Genomic DNA, 1593 nt, shown 5'->3' on the forward strand with positions numbered 1-1593 from the left:
TGCATATTCTCAGGATTCTAATTCGGAAGAAAATAAACCTTTACCTCTTAACGAGGAAGAAGATTATGAGGCTAGAAAGAAATCTATTACAGATAATATAAATAAGGCTGTTGAGGATATTAAGAAAAAAGAAGAAAAAATTGTATATGATCGTAAAGTTGAAGGGACATCCGTATTTTCTGAAGGAAATGAAAGTGTATCAGGATTTTATAATAAGCCTATTGATAGTACACCTTATTTATTTGCTCTTCACTCATTGCGCCCCCCAGTAAATAATCTAAAGTTGATCAATATTAATAATATTGCATCGAATACAGAAGTTTTTTCTACGCGTTGGGGGAAAAATGGCCAATATGGTACAGGAGTGAATAATCTCATTTATATTGAAAATAGTGGAAATATCACAGGGAAAGGAATAGGCGTAGAGAGAAATCAACCTGCAATACATTTAATTTCAGGAAATGATTTTTATCTCAAGAATTCAGGTAATATAACATCAAAACAAGATAAAAGTTTGATAAAAACAGAAAATAATTTAATATTAGAGAATGAAGGTTCTAAGAATAAAGATTCTGCTAGAATACTAGATAAAATTAATTTTAGGGGAGACAATTTTTTTCTTTCAAATACTGGTTATTCTTTATTTGATGAGGTTGACTTTGTAGGATATAAAAATTTTACTTTTTCCAATAAAGGGACAATACTTTCATACATGACGCTTGATGACTTTATTAAAGCTGGCAAAGGACGTTATCGTTATCAAGCGCCAAAGCCTGATTCGGATACAGAAGAGAAATATAAAAAATATCTAGAAGATTTTTATAAAAATCACCCACCAAAAGATAAGGATGTATATATTGCCACTGAATATGGGGGGGCAAAATATGTTCCTTATGAGACTTATGAAAATATTAAAAAAGAATATCAAAAATATCGTAGAAAAATTCGGGATGAAGAATATGAAAAACGTCATAAAGAATATCTTGAAAAGCTTAAAGAGCTTCAAGAAGCATCAGACGGACCCGTTGATTTCCCTAGAGAAGGCATGCCAGAAGGAGAAACTGAAGAAACTCATTCCATAACACTGTGTCGTCCTGGTAAAGAATGTGAAGGAGATTTCATTTATAGAGAAAATGGTACTTTCGTTAACACCAATATATTGTATGAGATGTATAAAAAATTACATAGAGTTTCTTTAAAACCAAAGACAGTAGATGAATTTATTAAAGAAGGTAACGGTGCTTATATAAATATAAAACCGATTCCTACTCTAAAAACAGAAAAAGATTACAACTCCTATAAACGTGATCGTGAATTCAGGGGTACTCCAATACGTACAACAAATTTCTACGGAGAAAATAGTGGAAAGATACCTGAAAGACTAAGCCTATCTTTTGATAATGGATATTTTATAAACTCAGGGAGCATAGGGATACTAGAGGTTAATGCGGACAAAGGGTTAGTGGTTAATCGTGGAACAGCATCATTGGATATCAACTATTATGATGATGAAACGATGGATAGGCTGTTAGAAGTAGATTTAAAAAATTCTAATGTTTTAAAATATTTTTATCATTCAGAATATTCTGGAGA

General features: G+C 31.3%; 1 protein-coding gene. It reads left to right on the forward strand.

Going from position 1 to position 1593, the window contains the following annotated elements; all coding sequences use genetic code 11:
• Positions 1-1593, forward strand: a 1593-nt coding sequence (locus ABW51_RS10195; protein ID WP_197271866.1) for a hypothetical protein, incomplete at both ends; no start/stop codon positions are given.

It is taken from the genome of Haemophilus sp. C1, assembly GCF_001276515.1.
GTDB lineage: Bacteria > Pseudomonadota > Gammaproteobacteria > Enterobacterales > Pasteurellaceae > Haemophilus.